Source organism: Neotamlana nanhaiensis (genome assembly GCF_000943555.1).
Lineage (GTDB): Bacteria > Bacteroidota > Bacteroidia > Flavobacteriales > Flavobacteriaceae > Neotamlana > Neotamlana nanhaiensis.
The window spans coordinates 133,323-153,892 of the sequence record NZ_JTDV01000005.1; the positions used below are offsets into that span (position 1 = coordinate 133,323).

Annotated in this window: 18 protein-coding genes; 9 read left to right on the forward strand and 9 right to left on the reverse strand. The window is 32.9% G+C overall.

Annotated elements, in window-relative coordinates:
• Window positions 1-21 precede the first annotated feature (21 nt).
• From PK35_RS08140 to PK35_RS08160, 5 genes are read right to left on the reverse strand one after another with little or no spacing between them, the layout of a single operon-like run.
• A complete protein-coding gene (locus tag PK35_RS08140; RefSeq protein WP_052825932.1) occupies window positions 22-942 on the reverse strand; it encodes an endonuclease/exonuclease/phosphatase family protein in 921 nt (306 codons plus the stop codon).
• Window positions 943-992: 50 nt separating this feature from the next.
• Window positions 993-2,459 carry a lipopolysaccharide biosynthesis protein gene (locus tag PK35_RS08145; protein ID WP_044626210.1) on the reverse strand — a complete coding sequence of 489 codons (1,467 nt, stop codon included), beginning with the start codon at window positions 2,457-2,459 and terminating at the stop codon, window positions 993-995.
• Entirely contained in the window at window positions 2,459-3,739 is a 1,281-nt protein-coding gene (locus PK35_RS08150) for a glycosyltransferase family 4 protein (protein WP_044626211.1), read from the reverse strand. The genes PK35_RS08145 and PK35_RS08150 overlap by 1 nt, the downstream gene beginning before the upstream one ends.
• Window positions 3,732-6,167, reverse strand: a complete 2,436-nt coding sequence (locus PK35_RS08155) for a YfhO family protein (protein ID WP_044626212.1) — start codon at window positions 6,165-6,167, stop codon at window positions 3,732-3,734. The genes PK35_RS08150 and PK35_RS08155 overlap by 8 nt, the downstream gene beginning before the upstream one ends.
• A 28-nt stretch (window positions 6,168-6,195) precedes the next feature.
• Window positions 6,196-6,480: a DUF4834 family protein gene (locus tag PK35_RS08160; protein ID WP_044626213.1), complete on the reverse strand. Its 285-nt coding sequence runs from the start codon at window positions 6,478-6,480 to the stop codon at window positions 6,196-6,198.
• A 133-nt stretch (window positions 6,481-6,613) separates the two neighbouring features.
• Between PK35_RS08160 and PK35_RS08165 the strand changes: the two genes are divergently transcribed.
• Window positions 6,614-7,612: a transporter gene (locus tag PK35_RS08165; RefSeq protein ID WP_044626214.1), complete on the forward strand. Its 999-nt coding sequence runs from the start codon at window positions 6,614-6,616 to the stop codon at window positions 7,610-7,612.
• 25 nt (window positions 7,613-7,637) lie between these two features.
• The gene (locus PK35_RS08170; RefSeq protein ID WP_044626215.1) at window positions 7,638-8,762 is read left to right on the forward strand and encodes a hypothetical protein; all 1,125 of its coding nucleotides are present in this window, start codon (window positions 7,638-7,640) and stop codon (window positions 8,760-8,762) included.
• A gap of 93 nt (window positions 8,763-8,855) precedes the next feature.
• Here the strand turns inward: PK35_RS08170 and capB are convergent, their stop codons facing one another.
• From capB to PK35_RS08185, 3 genes are all read right to left on the reverse strand, one after another.
• Window positions 8,856-10,118 carry a cysteate-C-fatty acyltransferase gene (capB, locus tag PK35_RS08175; protein ID WP_044626216.1) on the reverse strand — a complete coding sequence of 421 codons (1,263 nt, stop codon included), beginning with the start codon at window positions 10,116-10,118 and terminating at the stop codon, window positions 8,856-8,858.
• Window positions 10,119-10,327: 209 nt separating this feature from the next.
• Window positions 10,328-11,368 (reverse strand): cysteate synthase, encoded by a 1,041-nt coding sequence (gene capA, locus PK35_RS08180; protein WP_044626217.1) that lies wholly within the window; start codon window positions 11,366-11,368, stop codon window positions 10,328-10,330.
• A gap of 79 nt (window positions 11,369-11,447) precedes the next feature.
• Window positions 11,448-13,508, reverse strand: a complete 2,061-nt coding sequence (locus PK35_RS08185) for a S9 family peptidase (protein WP_044626218.1) — start codon at window positions 13,506-13,508, stop codon at window positions 11,448-11,450.
• An 82-nt stretch (window positions 13,509-13,590) separates the two neighbouring features.
• Between PK35_RS08185 and PK35_RS08190 the strand changes: the two genes are divergently transcribed.
• Window positions 13,591-13,914, forward strand: a complete 324-nt coding sequence (locus tag PK35_RS08190) for a YbaB/EbfC family nucleoid-associated protein (RefSeq protein ID WP_044626219.1) — start codon at window positions 13,591-13,593, stop codon at window positions 13,912-13,914.
• A 47-nt stretch (window positions 13,915-13,961) separates the two neighbouring features.
• Here PK35_RS08190 and PK35_RS08195 read toward each other — a convergent pair whose 3' ends face one another.
• Window positions 13,962-14,978 (reverse strand): threonine aldolase family protein, encoded by a 1,017-nt coding sequence (locus PK35_RS08195; protein ID WP_044626220.1) that lies wholly within the window; start codon window positions 14,976-14,978, stop codon window positions 13,962-13,964.
• A gap of 207 nt (window positions 14,979-15,185) precedes the next feature.
• On the opposite strand from PK35_RS08195, the gene PK35_RS08200 reads away from it, so the two are divergent.
• The 6 genes from PK35_RS08200 to arsC all read left to right on the forward strand — a co-directional run bounded on the left by PK35_RS08200 (window position 15,186) and on the right by arsC (window position 20,509).
• Complete coding sequence (locus tag PK35_RS08200) at window positions 15,186-16,643, forward strand: circularly permuted type 2 ATP-grasp protein (RefSeq protein WP_044626221.1); 1,458 nt, start codon at window positions 15,186-15,188, stop codon at window positions 16,641-16,643.
• A 10-nt stretch (window positions 16,644-16,653) separates the two neighbouring features.
• On the forward strand, window positions 16,654-17,598 hold the full coding sequence (locus PK35_RS08205; RefSeq protein WP_044626222.1) for an alpha-E domain-containing protein: 945 nt from the start codon (window positions 16,654-16,656) through the stop codon (window positions 17,596-17,598).
• Between the two features lie 12 nt (window positions 17,599-17,610).
• On the forward strand, window positions 17,611-18,381 hold the full coding sequence (locus PK35_RS08210; RefSeq protein WP_044626223.1) for a transglutaminase-like domain-containing protein: 771 nt from the start codon (window positions 17,611-17,613) through the stop codon (window positions 18,379-18,381).
• A gap of 62 nt (window positions 18,382-18,443) precedes the next feature.
• A protein-coding gene (gene prfB / locus PK35_RS08215; protein ID WP_117624662.1) for a peptide chain release factor 2 occupies window positions 18,444-19,554 on the forward strand; the annotation gives its coding sequence in 2 pieces (ribosomal slippage) (window positions 18,444-18,506 and window positions 18,508-19,554; 1,110 coding nt in all).
• Entirely contained in the window at window positions 19,551-20,171 is a 621-nt protein-coding gene (locus PK35_RS08220) for an HAD family hydrolase (RefSeq protein ID WP_044626225.1), read from the forward strand. The genes prfB and PK35_RS08220 overlap by 4 nt, the downstream gene beginning before the upstream one ends.
• A complete protein-coding gene (arsC, locus tag PK35_RS08225; RefSeq protein WP_044626226.1) occupies window positions 20,168-20,509 on the forward strand; it encodes an arsenate reductase (glutaredoxin) in 342 nt (113 codons plus the stop codon). The genes PK35_RS08220 and arsC overlap by 4 nt, the downstream gene beginning before the upstream one ends.
• The last annotated feature ends 61 nt before the right edge of the window (window positions 20,510-20,570 follow it).

Below are 20,570 nucleotides of genomic sequence, written 5' to 3' on the forward strand. Positions count from 1 at the left end.
TTTATTTCATTTTTATTTATATCAATCTTTAATTGAAAAACTTAAAAACACTGGTAAATGGTCGGAAATGGAACGTGCGGTTAGTAAATTTTGACAGGATTTTACAAAATCGACCGCATTGGCATTTACAAATGTAATTTTGTTACTATAAAATATATTATCGATGCTATGATTGCGATAAACACCATTACTGCATTTGCGTTTTAGGGTGGTTTTTGTGTTTTTTACAGCCGATGCAAACCCTTGATTATACAAGCTATGCCAGACATTATGGGTTTCGTTTAGGTTAAAATCGCCAGCAATTAACAAATGCGCTGTGTTAAATCGTTTTAAATAATTTTTAAAATGAATAATCTCTAGCTCTGGATGATCGCTGTGTTTTCTGGAATGAAAATTAACTACAGTAAATGTTTTTTGAGTCGTTTTAGCCTTAAACCGTGCAATAAATGGTTCGCGAACTATTTGTGAAGCTACTTCAGCATCTAAAAACGGCTTGCCTAAAAGTTGTACTTTACTGGTTTTAAAAATAAATGCATAACGCTCACTCATATACACCGACGGACTTTTTGTTGGATTACTAATGCTATAATCCCATTTGGCACCTTTTCGGTTTAATTCGTCTGCCAATTGCGCTACTTTTTGCGCACCTGCGGGGTGTTTAGCAACTACTTCTTGTATCGCAATAATATCGTAATCTTTTAAAAGGTTGGCCATAATTGCAATTTCGTTGTCGTCTTTGGTTTGGCCAAAATCTTGAATATTCCAACTAATAAGCTTAATGACCTCATTTTTTATTGGTTTTTGAAGTTTAAAAACGCTATCGATGTTTGCTTTTACAATACACGACACCGAACTAGCATGTAATTGCGTATGTATTCCTAATTGAATAAAAAGGATAAATAAAAAAGATTTTAAACAGGTTAAGGTTTGGGTTTTACACATTTATTCTTGTTGTTAATATTCTGTTTTTAAGTAGATTGTTTATGATTCTATTATTTTACAAATCTTAAATACCGCTTTAAAACCTCGGTTATATCCTTAGAAAAATTAAATCGGTATACCACAAAAACATATAAAACAGTTACAATAAACGACTTACAAGTCATCGCAAGTATTGGGTGAAAAGGAAATTCCCAAAAATAAAATAACACAGAAAAAACAACAATTAAGCCCAAGGTTTTAGCTGTAGCTTTCGAAAAAGGCAACATTTTAAACTTTTTATACACGAAGCTAATTTTAACGGTATTGTATAAAAACACCGCAATAAACGTAGCCATGGCGGCTCCATTAATACCTAACATGGGGATAAAAACCATATTTAACACCACCATAACTAGCACTAAAATAACACCTAAAATCAATACCACGCGGTAATAATCGCTATTAAACAAAATGGCATTATTACTCCCCAAAAGCGCATCGTAAAGTTTAACCACACTAATAATAATCAGTACAAAAAGTCCTGAACTATACGCATTAGAGTTTGGCATAAGCAAATACAACTGATTGATATTTAGCACAATTAATAAAAATATTAAACCACTAACAATAACTAAATTAAGTGAACTTTTTTGGTATAATTCTTTTAATGAACCGTAATCCTTATCGTTTAAATATTTAGCAGAAAGTGGCATTAAAATTTGATGCATAGCACGTTGCGGAACCGCAATTACTGCCGCAATATAAACCGCCACACTGTAATAGGCTATTTTTTCGATGTTTATGTAACTACCCATCATTACCTTATCGACATCCAACAACACCGTTGCTATCGAGCCCGCAATAATAATTAACATTGAGTATTTTAAAATCGCACTTATATTATTTAAGCGCTTAAAAGTAAGCACTGGCCATTTAACACTAAAAGCATACACCTTCATTACCAGCATTTTTAGTGTATAAACCGCTACTAAACCATTCATAAATAGGTCTAAATCTATCAGTTTAAAATACAGCAAAATAAGTAACACCATAGCTCCTGCCCTATGAAAAACCTCTTTCATAAACGTGCCAAAAACGGTTTTCATCTGTACTTTTATCCAAGCAAAAAACACTTCAAAATACCCTAAAGCCACGGCTATAATACAAGTATGCCAAATGTAATTTTTAATAATTTCGTTTTTAATAGCTAAAAAATCACTAATACTTTCATTAAAAACATAAGTAGCGCCAACAACCGGAATTACAGCAATAAGTGGCAAAAATAGCATTAAGGTTAAAAAACTATTTAATGATACACGTGTTTTAAACACCGAATAAAATTTCACTAAGGTATTATGCACACCAAAAGCCATTAGCGGTGTTAAAACTGTTGCCAAAGACAACATATAATTTACCATGCCATATTGTTGCGTGCTTAAAAACTTGGTATATAAAAACAAGGTATTTATACCGCCTATTAGGAAACCCAAATAGGTTAAAATAATGTTTTTAAAGGATTGATTTGCAACAATACCCATTATAGTAACTTCGCTAATTGTTCGGTTAGTGCTTTTCTATGATATTTTTGAAATCCAATTGGATTCACATGTAACGTATTGTTTTTATACGCTTTATAATGTTGTAATATAGTTGTTTTAAGCGCATCGTAATCGCTATAAGTAAAATATTTTCCTGTGTTAGTTTCGGTAATTATAGTTTCAACATCCCAACCTTTTGGACCAATAGCTATAATAGGCCGATGGGCGACCATGTACTCAAACAGTTTTCCTGGAATGATGCACTTTGTATCTTCGGAGTCAATTTCAATAAGCAACAGTAATTGTGATTTTTTTTGAAATTTAATAGATTCATTATGCGAAACATAACCTACATTATTTATACAATCACTTAAATTATAATTTTTTAAAAATTCTAACACATTTTCACTTAAAAGTCCAACAAAATTGAGTTGTAAATCCTTTGAAAAAGCGTCGTTTTCTTTAAGCAAATCACTCAAAACACGCCATAACACTTCTGGATTCCGTTTTGATAATAACGAGCCGATATGCGAAATGGTAAACTTAAAATCTAACGTCGTGCTTTCCACTTTTTCGTCGTCGTAACCATTTGTAATGACTTCAATTGGCTTTTTAGTTATATTCTGAAACTCTTTTTTGGTAGTAAAACTGGTGACTAATATTTTATCGGCTTCATTTAAAACTTCATGTTCTAATTGTTTATGTTTTTCTGCTGAAGATTTTAAAAGTTTTAACTGTTTATGGTAACCGATGGTTGTCCACGGGTCCCGAAAATCAGCAATCCAATGCACACCTAATTCTTGCTTCAATTTTAAGCCAATTAAATGCAAACTATGTGGTGGCCCAGTAGTAATAATCGATTTAATTTTTACTTTAGATAAATAATTCTTAATAAATACAAATGAAGGGTTTACCCAATTTTTTCGTGCATCTGGAATAAAAAAATTACCTCGAACAAAAAGCATTAACTTTTCAATAAAACTTTGGTTTTCTTTTTCGGTAATAATGCCCTTACTAATGGTTTTCGATTTGTTTTTAGAGAACAACCCAGCTAGTTTATAAGGTTCTTTAATAGGCTGTTTTAAAACGGTAATGTTTTTAGGAATTTCCGCCAACAAACTTTCATCAATTATGGGATAGTTGGGGTTTTCTGGCACATAAACAATAGGTTCGATATTAAATTCTGGCAGGTATTTTACAAATTTTAACCAACGTTGCACTCCTGGACCACCCGCAGGCGGCCAATAATATGCAATTATTAAAACTTTTTTTTTACTCATTGGTTTCGAGCAAATTTCTGGTTTTAAATTGATAGAATAATCCGCCTAAAAGTAAAACCGCCAATAAAATAGAGCTCGCCAAAGTAATGTTACTTCCTGTTTTCACAACATCTGGATCAAATTTAAACTCAATAGTATGAGTTCCCGCAGGAATAGCCAAACCACGTAATACATAATCTACACGCATATGTTCAACTTGCTTGCCATCGATAAAGGTTTTCCAACCATGCGGATAATACACTTCCGAAAACACTGCAAAACCATCATTTGTATTAGTGCTTTCGTATTTTAAATAATTTGGAGTAACTTGTTTAATTTCTATTTTAGCTAAAGAATCAACCACATAATTCGCTTTAATATTGGTTAACGCATTTTTAGCAGTGTAAACCGCTTCCTTTTTATTACTTAAGCTATCTAGTAGTTTAATTTCTTCGTTAGCCGAATCAACTTTGATTAATGTTTCAACAAACCAAGCATTACCGTTAGCTTCATCATTTTTATAAGGAAACATTTTGCCTTCTTGGTCTTGTGCAATAATATACTTGGTATTAAGCATATTTAGCACATTCATATTGTTTTTAGATACATACCACTCGAATACTTCACTGTAACGGCGTAACTCGGCAGCGTTATAACCGTTTAGCGAATTATGGAAATAAGAAGGTTTTGATGGCCCTGAAACTAAATCGAACACTCTAAAATGCGATTTATCCTTTAAAATTTCATTATCAATAGGATTTGCATTAAAAGGTTTACTCATAGCGATGCTCGACACAAAATCGTCGTTGTTAACATAACGTCTGTCCACACCTACCAAATCAAACAAAATTAAAACTGCAAAAACCGCAATTAACCACCGCTCTTTTAATTTGTTTTTTAAATAGTAAAAAATACCTGCAGCCGCCAGTAAAACCAATATAAAGCTGCGAAGCGTATCTTGAGTAAATAATGATTTTCTATCTGTTTTTAATGCATCAACAAAGACTGGTCCATAATTTTGACGATAATACCCATCGTTAACTCCAACAAAATCAAACAACGTCGATTTTAACAGTAAAAACAACAACGCTAAACCACCTGTAATAGCTGTAGCGTATTTTAATGCCTTTAGCTTTTCTTCATCTTTTTCAAAATTATTAAACAATCGCACCAAACCAAATATGGCCAATGCAGGCACACATAACTCTAAAATAACTTGTATTGAAGTCACAGCTCTAAACTTATTATAAAGCGGCACATAATCGATAAAGAAATCGGTTAAAAACCCTAAGTTTTTCCCATAGGATAAGAGTAATGAGAAAATTGCACCACCAACAAGCCACCATTTTAAGCGGCCTTTTACTAAAAATAAAGCAAAAACAAATAAAAAGACAACTACTGCACCAATGTAAGCTGGTGCTTCAACAATGGGTTGATCGCCCCAATACATAGGTGCGCTTAGTGCAAATTCGGCAGCTTCGGTAGTTGAAGCACCTAATTTTCTAACAGCTTCATAAGTCGCAGAATCTTTACCAACATTTTCGCCGTTACCACCCCCCATAAAACGCGGAATAAACAAATTAAATGTTTCAGCAATACCATAACTAAATTGCGTTATGTAATCTTTACTTAAACCAGATGTTACTGCTTTTGGAGAGCCATCACCATTTATTGTTAATTCACTTTTACCACGTTTACTTTCTTTTACGTACTCTTGCGTCGCTAAAATATTGGTTGCGTTTAAAGCTACCGACAACACCACGGCGCCAACCAAAATAGCAACCGATTTAAAGAAATGCGGTAATATTTTCTTTTTTACAGCATCAATTAAATAGGCAACACCAAGAATAACCACCAAAAACATGAGATAATAAGTCATTTGGAAATGGTTTGAAACCAACTCTAACCCCATAGCTATGGTAGTAAGTAAAAAGCCTCCAATATATTTCTTTTGAAAAACAAGTAAAATACCTGCCAAAACCAATGGCATATAAGCAATAGCATGCGCCTTACTGTTGTGGCCAACGCCTAAAATAATAATTAAATAGGTTGAAAATCCAAAGGCTAAAGCGCCTAAAGCGGCAAGTTTAAAATCGACTTTTAACACCAATAACAGCGCATAAAAACTAATTAAATATAAAAACAGATAATCGGCTGGTCGTGGTAGAAATCGTAGTGCTAAATCGAGTTTTTTAATATAATTATGAGGGTATCGTGCTCCTAATTGATAGGTTGGCATACCGCCAAAAGCACTGTTTGTCCAATAGGTTTCTTCGCCAGTAGTTGCCTTAAAATCGGTTTGCTGCTTACTCATACCAATATACTGCACAATATCGTTTTGGTAAATCGCTTTACCTTGTAAAACCGGACTAAAATAAGCTAACGAAACAATTACAAATCCAATTAAAACTAATACATGAGGAAGGATTTTTTTAAAAGAAAAGGTCATTTAGATAAATTGTATATGGATTTGAAAATTAATCAATTTCCTCGAAATCTACATATTCTCCAACATCTTTATTCGAAGCTTTAGTATTTGGTATTTTATCGATAATTACTTCACCTTCTTTTGTTGTTTTTTGTTGATTTCGTTGTTGTTGCTGATACTGCGAAAATTGTCCACCAAAACGAGCTTCGGCTTTTTTTGCTACAAATTTCAGAAAAAACGGCATAAATAAACGCGCTAATATTTTTATTCCAAAGTATACCAATAGAATAATTAATAACGTTCTTACTAAACCAACTACAGATGCGTATTGCATAAAACTAATTTTTTAACAAAAATACAATTCTAAATATTTAAAAAACGGTGAAAAATGATAAAAAATTTATAAAATCTCTATATTTGAAGCACCTATAAAGAACACAACCAATAATTACACCTTTTTATTAATTATGAGCCCAAATAAATCTATCTTATTTTTTTTACTGGTTTGCTGTTGTAGTTTAAGCTATAGCCAGTACACCGATGTTATAAACTCTAACCGCCCAGGTGTTTCGAGAAGTGCCTTTTCGGTAGGCACCAACGTGGCACAACTTGAGGTTGGCCCGTATATGGTTAACGAAAAACGCACACCTTCGCCTGCCTATAAAGTCTCGGGGTTTGGAGTTGATTTTGCTGCGCGTTATGGTTTGCTTTGGGAAGAATTAGAATTAAATATTGAAGGTACTTTTCAACGCGATACCAAAAAATTTGAATCGCAATTTGCAACCGATGATAAACGAGGTAATTTTAAATTTTTAGCGGTTGGTGCAAAATATTTGGTTTACGACCCATATAAAAATGCTGAAGACAAGAAGCCTAATTTATACAGTTGGAAAGCCAACCAACGTTTCGATTGGAAATCGCTAATCCCAGCAGTATCGGTGTATGTAGGAGCTAATTACGACACAGAAGACAATCCTTATATTACAGCTGGTGTTGAAGGTTTTAGCCCTAAAATAATGATTGCTACCCAACATAATTTTACTAGCGGCTTTGTTTTTGTAATGAATTTAATTAAAGATAGAATTGGCACAGATCAATCCGATTTTCAATACATTTTAACTTTAACTCGTTCATTTAGCCCTAAATGGGTTGCTTTTATTGAAACCCAAGGCATTAAAAGCGATTTTTACGCCGATAATTTATTTAGATCTGGTGGCGCTTACCTGTTAAGTAAAAATTTTCAGTTAGACACAGCGGTAACATTAAATATGAAAGACACACCATCGGTTTTTAATGCCACCATAGGAGCATCGTATCGATTAGATTTTCATCGTGATAAAGAGATAAATAATGGAAATAGCAAAAAAGATATTATGAAAAGACGCGGTGGCAAATCAAAAAACAAAAAAAGTAAAACCAACGATACAGCACCAAAACGTAGACAAAAACAATCTATAGATTTCTAAATAAGCCTTTTTGCTTAACAATTATATGAATACAACTATACTTAAAGAAGTTCGCACTAAAACAGATTTAAAAACATTTGTAAAATTTCCGTTTAAACTATACAAAGACTCGCCATATTGGGTACCGCCTATAATTAAACAAGAAATGAAATCGTTCGACACCAAAGAAAACCCTGTTTTTCTTGATGCCGAAGCAAAATTATTTCTAGCCTATAAAAACAACCAACTTGTAGGACGCGTTGCTACCATTGTAAATTGGAAAGAAGTAAAAGAGCTAAACCAGAAAAAAATGCGTTTTGGTTGGTTCGATTTTATTGATGATTTAGAGGTGTCGCAAACACTATTAAATAAAGTTGAAGAAATTGGGAGAGCACACAATTTAGAATATACTGAAGGACCTGTTGGCTTTTCTAATTTAGATAAAGTTGGTGTAATGAGCGAAGGTTTTAATACCATTTCGAGCATGATAACTTGGTACAACCATCCATATTATATTAAACATTACGAAGCCGCAAAATATAGCACCGAAAAAAAATATATTGAAAGTGTATTTTCTTTTAAAGATGTAGATCCAGATAATTTCACTAAAATTCAATCCCTAATAAAACGCCGCTATAAACTAGAGGCTTTAAATTTTACGAAAACTGAAGATTTGATGCCTCATGTCGATAAAATGTTCGATTTATTTAATGAAACTTACGCTAAGTTATCGTCGTTTGTAGCTATAAATGATGTACAAAAGAATTATTTTAAGAAAAAATTTATCAGCTTTATAAACCCAGAATATATAAAGTTTGTAGTTGATAAAAATAAAGATTTAGTAGGTTTTTCTATTGTTATGCCTTCTTTTTCCGAAGCACTTCAAAAAACAAACGGTAAGTTATTTCCATTTGGATTTAGGCATTTATTACACGCCAAAAAGCACAGTAAAGATGTTATTTTCTATTTAATTGGTATTCGTGAAGATTTTCAAGGAAAAGGCGTTCATGCCATTTTATTTAACGATTACTACCCTATTTTTAAAGCGAGAGGCGTTGAAAATTGCCACAGAACTCCAGAATTAGAAGACAATAAAGCCATCCAAAATATTTGGAAAAACTTTAATCCTAAGATTATTAAACGCCGACGTACTTATAAAAAGATGTTATAAAAAAACTGTTTGATTTTTATTTGTCAACCCGAAATTGTTTCGGAATGACAACTAAAAAAATCAAACAGGAAATTATATATTTTATTTTTAAAACTATTTATCTTCCATAGCGGCCATAACAGCTGCCGATAAACGTTTGTAAGTACCATTATCTAAACGCTCTCTAATAGCATCGAAAGCATTAAGTGTATCTTCAACATCTTGTAATGTATGTGTTGCCGTAGGAATCATTCTCAATAAAATTAATCCTTTAGGAATTACAGGATACACCACAATAGAACAAAATACACCATAGTTTTCACGTAAATCCTTCACCAATGCCATAGCTTCTGGAATACTTCCTTTTAAATATACTGGTGTTACACAACTTTGTGTAGTTCCAATATCGAAACCGCGTGCTTTTAATCCAGATTGTAACGCATCAACAATTGTCCATAAATTTTGCTTTAATTCAGGCATAGTACGAAGCATATCTAAACGCTTTAATGCCCCAACTACTAATTGCATTTGTAGCGATTTAGCAAACATTTGCGAACGTAAGTTGTATTTTAAATAATCGATAATTTCTTGATCAGCGGCAATAAATGCACCTGTGCTTGCCATAGATTTAGCAAAAGTTGCAAAGTACACATCAATATCGTCTTGCACACCTTGCTCCTCACCTGCACCTGCGCCAGTTGCGCCAAGTGTACCAAAACCGTGAGCATCATCAACAAATAATCTAAACTTAAATTTCTTTTTAAGGGCTACTATTTCTTTTAAACGACCTTGCTCACCACGCATACCAAACACACCTTCAGAAATTACAAGAATTCCTCCTCCAGTTTGTTCTGCCATTTTAGTAGCACGCTCTAAGTTTTTTTCTAAACTTTCAACGTCGTTATGCTTATAAGTAAAACGCTTACCGTGATGTAAACGAACACCATCTATAATACAGGCATGTGCATCGACATCGTAAACAATAATATCGTTTTTTGATACTAAGGCATCAATGGTAGACACCATACCTTGGTAACCAAAATTTAATAGATAAGCAGCTTCTTTATTAACGAAAGCTGCTAGTTCGTTTTGAAGCTGCTCGTGTAAATCGGTATGACCAGACATCATTCTAGCTCCCATTGGGTAAGCCGAACCGTATTTTGCACCAGCTTCAGCATCAACCTTTCTAACCTCTGGGTGGTTAGCTAACCCTAAGTAATCATTAATACTCCATGTTATAACTTCTTTACCTTGAAACTTCATTCTATTTGAAATTTCTCCTTCTAATTTAGGAAACACAAAATATCCTTCAGCATGAGAAGCCCACTTTCCTAAAGGCCCTTTATCTCTGTAAATTTTATCAAATAAATCTTTCATTAATTAATTCTTATGGCTATTAAAGTTATAACTAAAACAATTCAAATTTTACGACATAAAATATTGAAATCGTTTTTATTTAGTGGACGCAAAATTACATATTTTAAAGTATTGAACATAATTTTTAAGGTTCAATTATTCTTAAAATAAACAAAAAATGGTGCTCTACTTTTAGGTAAAACACCATTTATGCAATAAAATGCATCTTTTTATTTTATATACTCAATTTTTTGAGTAGACGCTTCGTTAACGCTATCGAAAAATCCTTGATCGCTCATCCATTTTTCGCTGTAAACTTTACTCATATATCGCGAGCCGTGGTCTGGAAAAATAACGACTACTTTATCACCTTTTTTAAACCTACCTGCTTCACCTAATTGCTTAATTGCCTGCATTACAGCACCTGATGTATAGCCTGCAAAGATTCCTTCGGTTTTTGCAATCTGTCTTGCTGTATGCGCACTTTCTTCGTCGGTTACTTTTATAAATTCATCTATGGCATCAAAATCTGTAGCTGAAGGAATTAAGTTTTTTCCTAAACCTTCAATGCGATAAGGATAAATTTCTTTGGCATCGAACTCTCTAGTTTCGTGATATTTTTTAATTACCGAACCAAATGCATCAACACCAATAACTTTAATATTAGGGTTTTGCTCTTTTAAATATCGCGCTGTTCCAGATATTGTTCCACCAGTACCGCTACAAGCTACCAAATGTGTAATTTCTCCACCTGTTTGATTCCATATTTCAGGTCCGGTAGAATGGTAATGTGCTTCTATATTTAGTTCGTTAAAATACTGATTGATATAAACCGAACCTTTACGCTCTTCGTGTAAACGTTTTGCAACTTGGTAGTACGATCTTGGGTCGTCGGCACTTACATGTGCTGGACACACATACACCTTAGCACCCATGGTTTTTAACATATCTATTTTATCGGCAGATGATTTTGAACTAACCGCTAAAATACACTCATAACCTTTAATAATACTTACCATAGCTATGCTAAAGCCTGTATTTCCTGAGGTTGTTTCAATTATAGTGTCGCCTGGAGTAAGAATACCTTTTCTTTCGGCTTCTTCAATAATATAAAGTGCTATTCTGTCTTTTGATGATTGACCTGGATTAAAAGATTCTATTTTTGCAAAAAAATCTCCTTCAAAATCCGAAGTAATTTTATTTAGTCTTACAAGTGGTGTATTACCGACTAAATCTAATACATTATCAAATACTTGATTTCTGTTTTTCATAAAAGTTATTTTTAAGCTACTTTTAATAAGTGTAAAAAAAGCAGCTTATAACCCGACAAAAGTATAACTTTTTTTTTTATCAACCATAAATTCCCTCTAAATCTAACAAAAAGGCATATTCCAAAGCCACTTCTTTAAGGCTTTCAAAACGTCCTGAAGCACCGCCATGACCAGAATCCATATCGGTATGCAGTAATAATTTATTATTGTCTGTTTTCAACTCTCGAAGTTTAGCCACCCATTTTGCGGGTTCCCAATATTGCACCTGCGAATCATGTAAGCCAGTAGTAACTAACATATTAGGATAAGCTTTAGCTTCAACATTATCATAAGGTGAGTATGACTTCATATAATGGTAATACTCCTTATTGTTGGGGTTTCCCCACTCGTCGTATTCTCCTGTGGTTAAAGGAATTGTATCGTCTAACATGGTTGTAACCACATCTACAAAAGGTACAGCTGCCAATACTCCATTGTACAATTCAGGGTTCATATTAATGACTGCTCCCATTAATAATCCGCCAGCAGAACCTCCATAAGCGTATAAATGTTTAGCTGATGTATAATTTTGTTGAATAAGATGTTTTGAGCAATCTATAAAATCGGTAAACGTGTTCTTTTTGGTTAATAATTTTCCGTTTTCATACCAATCGCGCCCTAGATATTCTCCACCTCGAATATGTGTAATGGCATAAATAAATCCGCGATCGAGCAAACTTAAACGAATGGTTGAAAACGACGGGTCTATAGTCGAACCATAAGATCCGTAAGCGTACTGTAACAACGGATTACTTCCATCTAGCTTCACACCTTTTTTGTAAACCAACGAAATAGGTACTTTTACACCATCGCGTGCCGTGGCCCAGATACGTTTAGACTCGTAATTTTCTTTTTTAAATTTACCGCCTAAAACCTCTTGCTCCTTTTTAATTTCGCTCGTTTTAGTCTTGAAATTATAATCGATTACCGAGCTTGGTGACGTTAACGAATTGTACCCGTAGCGTAACTCATTACTATTAAAATCAGGGTTATTACCAATATATGTGGTATAGGTTTCTGAGTTGAATGGTAAATAATAATCTTCGTCACCATTCCAGCTCATTATTCGTAATTTGTTCAATCCGTTTTCACGCTCATTAATGACTAAATAATCTTTAAAAATCTCTAAATCTTCAATTAAAACCGCTTTACGATGTGGAATTACATCTTCCCAATACTTTAATTCCGTATTAAGCTCACTAGTTTTAGAAACTTTAAAATTTTGAGCGCCATCTGCATTAGAAATGATGTAAAAGCTATCTTTATAATGCGCAATAGAATATTCTAATTCTTGCGTACGCTCTTGAAAAATTTTAAACTCGCCATCGGGTGTATCTGCATTTAATATACGATACTCTGTAGTTAGCGTACTAGATGAACCTATGATAATGTACTTTTTCGATTTTGTTTTGTAAACAAACGTATTGTAGGTTTCATCGGTTTCGTAAAACACCTCTTGATCATCTGCTACATTTTCACCTAATTTATGCTTATAAATTTTATGCGACCGTAAGGTTACCTCGTCTTTTCTGGTATAAAACAAAGTTTTATTATTGTTCGCCCATGTGGCACGACCTGTGGTGTTTAAAATTTTATCATCAAGAATTTCGCCTGTTACTAAATTCTTTATTTGAATGTTATATTGTCGGCGGCTTACCGTATCGGTTGAAAAAGCTGCCATGGTATTATCTGGACTAATCGAAATACTACCTAAGTTAAAATAGGCATGATCTTTTGCCAAAACATTACAATCGAAAAGTATTTCTTCTGGAGCATCAAGCGTTTCCTTTTTACGTAAATAAATTGGGTAATCTTTACCTGTTTCAAAACGTGTAATATACCAATAACCATTAAGTTTATAAGGTACTGTAGCATCATCTTCTTTAATCCTACCTTTCATTTCCTCAAATAATTGTTTTTGAAAATCTTCGGTATGCGCCATCATACTTTTAGTATAATCATTTTCAGCATTTAAATAATTGATTACCTCTGGGTTTTCTCTTTCATTTAACCAATAATAATTATCGATTCTAACATCGTTATGAATTTGTAAGGACTTCGCTATTTTTTTAGCTACAGGAGCTTGAATATCTTTTTTCAAAAGGAAATAAATCTTAGAATTTTAGCCCTCAAAAATAGAAAAATTAAATAGTTTTGTAACCGAAATATAAAATTTAAATGACATGTTTGGAGATATGATGAATATGATGGGAAAACTTAAAGAAACCCAACAAAAAGTAGAAGACACGAAAAAACGACTTGATACGGTTTTAGTTGATGAAAGTAGTAGCGATAATAAATTAAAAATCACTTTAACCGCGAACAGAACGATAAAATCTATTGAAATTGCAGATGAATTACTGCAAGATAAAGAAGAACTTGAAGATTATTTAATCATTACCTTAAATAAGGCCATTGAAAAAGCTACAAAAATAAATGAAGCAGAACTCGCTGCTGTAGCTAAAGAAGGGATGCCAAATATTCCTGGAATGGATTTGTTTAAATAGAATATAAAAAGAGCATTTATTTTTGAATGCTCTTTTTTTTGATTTCATTATAATTGGCTAAGTACTTGTATTACTTCCTCATGCATTGTATCGGTATAATCTAAATGTGTTACCATTCGTAGTTTATTACCGCCCATACTTATAATGTGAATGTTATTGCTGGCTAATTTCTTAACAAACTCCGTTTCGTTTACATCATCATTCAACTCAAAAATCACAATGTTTGTCTCTATAGGTTCAACCGATTTAATAACTGTCAATTTAGTTAAAACGTCCCCTATTTCCTTGGCTCTTCTATGATCATCAGCTAACCGTTCTATGTTATTATCTAAAGCATAAATAGCGGCTGCAGCTAAATAACCAGCTTGTCGCATATTACCACCAAAAACCTTTCGAATCCTAAGCGCATCCTTCATAATATGGGCATCGCCAACTAAAACCGAGCCTACAGGACACCCTAAACCTTTACTTAAGCACACCGAAATGGTGTCGAAAACTTCTCCGTATTGGGCTGTGGTTTCGTTTTTAGCCACCAAGGCATTCCACAAACGTGCTCCATCAAGATGAAAACCTAAATTATGGTTTTTACAAACAGTTTTAATTTTTTCAATTTCGTTAAAGTCCCAACACGATCCTCCTCGTCTATTTGCTGTATTTTCAATTTCAACTAAGCTTGTTTTACTGTAATAATAGGCATCGGGGTTAATAGCTTTTTCCACATCTTCAGCCTTAAAAAAACCATTATTCACATCCAACAAATTACAGGACACACCACTATTAAATGATGCACCACCAGATTCGTAATTAAAAATATGCGCATATTTATCACAAATAACTTGCTCACCAGGGTTTGTATGCAATTTCATAGCTGTTTGATTCGCCATAGTGCCACTTGGAAAAAACAAGGCCACATCTTTACCAAATAGGTAAGCTACTTTTTGCTCTAATTTATTTACAGTAACATCTTCACGAAAAACGTCGTCGCCTACTTGCGCTTGCAGCATAGCTTCTAGCATTGGTTTAGATGGCTTTGTAACCGTATCGCTTCTTAAATCTATAATCATAAAAAACTGTTTATTAAGACTTTAAAACTTAAGTTTATTAAAACCTCGTCAATAATTCACCTATAATTTTACTACAAATTAAAATTATGACAATTTTGAATACAAAAAAATAATATTTTAATAACAAAATAATCATATTAATAAGTAATTATCATCTCTAAAAATGTAATAATTATGTAATTTGGTAAAAATAAATTAGATAGCGTAATGATTACAAATCCTATATTTTCTTCCTATCAAAATAATACGGCATTATTTGATGAAATTTTTGATAAAAATCATAAAGTAAGGCCTACTTATCAAAAAATTCTAGATTTATATAAGGATCATTCAATTCAAGATTTTGCTGCATTAAACGAAAAAGCTAAGGCTTCTTTTTTCAATCAAGGCATTACTTTTCAAGTATATAGCGACGAAAAAGCGCAAGAAAAAATATTCCCATTCGATTTATTCCCAAGAATAATTGAAGCCAAAGAGTGGGAAACTATCGAATCTGGGGTATTACAACGGTGTAGAGCTCTAAATAAGTTTTTATGGGATATTTATCATAATCGTAATATTATTAGAGACGGTGTTGTGCCTATTGAGCTTATAAATTCTTCAGGGAATTACCTTAAAGATATGATGAATTTTACACCGCCAAATAAAATTTATAACCATATATCTGGAACCGATTTAATTAAACATTCCGATGGAAAATACTATGTTTTAGAAGATAATATTCGCTGCCCATCGGGTGTGAGTTATGTGGTTGGAAATAGAAATGCTTTAAAACGTGCATTATTTGGTGTTTTTAATCATTATGAAATACATAACGTTACAGATTACTCTGAAAACTTACTAGAAATGCTCGAATCTGTAAAACCACAAAACGTAGATTCGCCTACTTGTGTTATTTTAACACCTGGTGTTTACAATTCTGCGTATTACGAGCATCAATTTTTAGCAAAAACAAGTGGCATTGAACTTGTTGAAGGGCGTGATTTATTTGTAGAAAACGATTTTGTTTACATGAAAACAATTTACGGCCCAAAGCGTGTTGATGTTATATACAGAAGAATTGATGATGATTTTATAGATCCTGATGTTTTTAATAAAGATTCTGTTTTAGGTGTAAAAGGTTTATTTTCAGCCTATATAAATGGTAATGTAACTTTAGCAAATGCTCCAGGAACTGGTGTTGCAGACGATAAGGCCATATATACATACATGCCTGAAATTATAAGGTATTACTTAAAAGAAGAACCTATTTTAAACAATGTACACACCTATCATTGTAGCAAGCCAGACGATTTAAAATATATTCTAGAAAATATTGATAAACTCGTAATAAAACCTGTTGATGAAGCTGGAGGCTATGGCATTTCTATAGGAAGTAAACTTACTAAAGACGAAATAGAAAAAGTAAAAATTGTAATTAAAGAAAACCCAAGAAAATATATAGCACAACCTATTATGTCGCTTTCTGTGCATGCCACTTATATTGAAGACTCCTCTTCTTTCGAGCAACGCCATGTAGATTTAAGAACATATACCTTGTTAGGGCAAGATCAAGAATTTGTGCTAAAAGGAGGCTTAACTAGAGTAGCGCTAAAAAAAGGAAATTTAATAGTGAATTCGTCTCAAGGTGGCGGATCTAAAGATACTTGGGTACTAAAAAAATAAACAAAATTATATGCTAGCAAGAGTTGCAAACGATTTGTTCTGGATGGGACGCTATATTGAACGTGCCGAACATACGGCACGATTTTTAAATGTTAACTATTTTTCTTCGCTCGATGCGCCCAATATTTTATCGCAGTCTAGACCATTTGTACTAAATTCTATTTACGGAATGGTAGACGATCGTGTTGAAGACGAAAGCACATTAGTTGAAGAAGAAGTACTTTACAATGTAGGCCTAAATCCAGATAAATTGTATTCCATTTTAAGCTGTATAAAAATAGCTCGACAAAATGCCAGTAACGCACGCGATTTAATTTCAACAGAGTTTTACGAAGCCATCAATAAATTCTATCATTTTGTAATGAATTATCCTAAGGATAGATTTGTTAAAAATGGACTTTACGACTTTACTACCAGCGTTACCGAAAACACGGCTATTTTACGTGGTAAAATACGAGGCACATTATTGCATAACGATATTTTTGCTTTAATCATGTTAGGTATTAATATAGAACGCGCTACACAAATAACTAGAATTATTCAAACAAAATTATTTGATGCCAAAAAAGCTATAAGTAGCTATTCTAAACCTATTAGAAACAGTTACGAATGGACTACTTTACTTAAATGTGCAGAGTCTTATGATATGATGCGTAGTTTATATAGAAAATCTCCTGCACAGTTAAATACGCTAAACTTTTTAATATTAAATCCTAATTGCCCACGATCGGTAATGAATAGTTTAAACCAAACTTACTTTCATATATGCAATATAGATGCAAGCAAAGTTAAAACCGTTAATTCTGCTGCATTTTTAATAGGTAAAATGCGCGCAGACTACGAGTTTAAAACTATTAATGAAATACAAAGTAACGTAGGTAAATTTATAGATGATACGCTAAAATGCTTAATGAATATAAGCTCTAAATTAGAAGAAGAATACTTTAACTACTAAAACCAATTAGGTGTGAAAACAATTTACACCATAACATACGCTTATGCCAAAACTTTCAAGCAGCCCGTTTCTGGAGCTGCTTGGTCGTTTTTAGTAACACCTGAAAATAACAACACACAAAAATTAATTTCGAGTCATTTTAAAGTAATTATTAATAAAAATTTAATAGAAGACTTTAATAATTCAAAACATAAAACAATAACTATAAAACCTAATAAAATGGTGAGTTATTTAAATTTTGAAGCTGAATTTAAAGTTGAAATAAAGAATAAATTATCACATAATTTTGAATTTACAACTAAACAAATAGCTTTAAATTACAAAACCATTTCATCGGAAGCTTTTAAGCAAAAATTCAAACTTTTTTTAAATTTAAATCCTGAAGAATCTTTAAATAATGAGACTTATAGCTTCAACCAAGACATATCTATTTTTAAAAATTTAGAAAGCTTAATGCACGCAACAAATCTCTCTAAAGCATTAAAATCTTCAGAAGAAAAACTCAAACAATTCTGTTATCTATCAAAATTAAACCATATCCCAACACGGTTTGTTTCTGGCTATTTTCATCAAAACAACTCTTTTAAAATTCATTTTTGGGCAACCTGTTACTTACCTAGTTTTGGTTGGATTGGTTTCGATGTTATTAACAAATCAGGTATTAACAGCAATTATATTAAAATTTCTCATGGCGCAACTTTTAACGATTGTCTTCCTGTAAAAACATTAATTTCTTCAAATAATTATCATTCTAAAAGTCATCAAAATTCCCAACAACAATAAAAGGTAAATCATAGCTTTTTTTATAAAAAGTATAGTATTTTTATAGCAAATTTTAAATGATTATGATTACACTCGATCAAGTAAAAGATCTAAACACCCGCCTTGACAAACTAAGGCACTATCTTTGACATAGAAGCTAAACTTATAGAAATACAAAACGAAGAAGAACAAACCTTCGACCCCAATTTTTGGAACGACTCTAAACAAGCCGAATTGGTAATGAAATCGCTTCGTGAAAAGAAAAGTTGGGTTAAAGACTACGACACTTCAAAAACTTTAGCTGAAGACTTAGAAGTAATTTACGAGTTTTATAAAGAAGACGAAGCCACTGCCGAAGATGTTGAAAGTCGCTACCAAAAAGCACTTGAAGCCATAGAAAAACTGGAGTTTAAAAACATGCTTTCCGACGAGGGCGATAGCCTAAGTGCCGTATTGCAAATTACAGCTGGAGCTGGTGGCACCGAAAGTTGCGACTGGGCAAGCATGCTTATGCGCATGTATTTAATGTATGCCGAAAAAAGCGGATTTAAAGTAAAAGAACTTAACTTCCAGGAAGGCGATGTTGCTGGTATAAAAACTGTTACTCTAGAAATTGAAGGCGATTTTGCTTTTGGTTGGCTTAAAGGTGAAAATGGCGTGCATCGATTGGTACGCATCTCCCCTTTTGATAGCAATGCCAAACGCCATACAAGTTTTGCTTCGGTGTATGTTTACCCGCTAGTTGATGACACTATTGAAATTGAAATAAACCCCGCCGATATTGAAATTACAACAGCACGATCTAGTGGAGCTGGTGGACAAAATGTAAACAAAGTTGAAACCAAAGTACAGCTTACGCATAAACCAACAGGTATTCAAATTTCATGTTCCGAAACCCGATCTCAACACGATAACCGCGCCAGAGCTATGCAAATGCTTAAATCGCAGTTATATGAAATAGAACTACAAAAGCAATTAGCCCAACGTGAAGATATTGAAGCTGGTAAAATGAAAATTGAATGGGGAAGCCAAATTCGAAATTATGTAATGCACCCTTATAAATTGGTAAAAGATGTGCGTACTAGTTACGAAACCGGAAATGTTGATGCCGTAATGGATGGTAATATTGATGCCTTTTTAAAATCGTATTTAATGTTAATGGGGCAAAAAACCGAAGACAACAATCAATTATGAAACAAATAAATACTATAATATTCGATCTTGGAGGCGTTTTAATTGGCTGGAGCCCCGAACACGTTTTTACTAAAGTTTTTAATGGCGATGCCGAAAAAGCCAAGTGGTTTATTCAAAATATTTGCACACTCGATTGGAACGAAGCTCAAGATGCCGGACGAACCATTGAAGAAGCCAATAAAGTTTTAACGGCCAAATATCCTGAGTACAAAACTGAAATTTTACAGTATTACGGGCGTTGGGAAGAAATGCTTCTTGGGCCAATTGAAGGTACAGTAAAAATCTTAGAATATTTTGTAAAAAACGAAAATTACAAAGTAGTTGCTTTAACCAATTGGAGTTCCGAATTATTCCCTATTGCTTTACAACGTTATGAATTTTTACAATGGTTTGAAGGCATTGTGGTTTCTGGTGATGAAAAAACACGTAAACCGTTTGATGATATTTACAATATTTGTTTAGAGCGTTACAACATTACAGCAGAAAATGCCATTTTTATTGACGACAACCATAGAAATATAAATGCTGCGAATAATTTAGGTATTAATGGGATTCATTTTGAATCGCCCGAAAAATTAATTGAGCAACTAAAACCGTTTAACATAAACATAATATGATAACCATTTACCACAATAATCGCTGCAGAAAATCGCGTGAAGGTTTAGAAATACTTGAAAAATCGGGGAAAGAATTTAAAATTGTTAAATATCTTGAAAACACCCCAACTGAAGAAGAACTACTTGAAATTATTCAGCTTTTAAATATTACACCAATTGATTTAGTTAGAAAAAATGAAGCCATTTGGAAAGATAATTTTAAAGGTAAAACGTTATCAAATTCCCAAATAATTTCAGCTTTGGTTCAAAATCCTAAACTCATTGAACGGCCAATAGTTATTAACAACAAAAAAGCAGTAGTTGGCAGACCGCCCGAGCTTATAAAAGACATCATTTAACGTAATAAAATTTCTATTAACACAATTTTAACCAATAAAGGCTAAACCAAACTATATTTTT